General features: G+C 60.8%; 1 pseudogene. It reads right to left on the reverse strand.

Annotation, left to right across the window (positions count from 1 at the left end):
• Positions 1-339 (reverse strand): annotated as a pseudogene (locus G6047_RS00170) (hypothetical protein); the annotation flags it as partial.

Here is a 339-nt window from a genome sequence, read left to right on the forward strand (position 1 = left end):
CGGGTATGACGATCTCGTCGCAATAGCCCACCACGCGTACGCTGTGGTTGCCCATGCCCACGTTGGTGAACACCGGACTGCTCTGCAGCGCGCCGCCGTCAAGGGAGTACTGGTAATCGGCAAGGTTCACACCCTCCACGTTGATCGTGATGGTCTGGGTATCCTGGAAGGCATCGGTCACGGTATAGGCCGGACTCAGCGCCACAGGAGGGCTTGATAGGATCAGCGTATGCGAGGCCGTCTGCGACAGACAGCCTTGGGAGATGCTCACCACATCGGCGGTGTAGACTCCCGGTGCCTGGGCATAGTACTGTGGTGCGTTCACACCAAGTGCCACCC

Source organism: Flavobacterium silvaticum, assembly GCF_012911565.1.
Taxonomy (GTDB): Bacteria; Bacteroidota; Bacteroidia; order Flavobacteriales; family Flavobacteriaceae; genus Flavobacterium; species Flavobacterium silvaticum.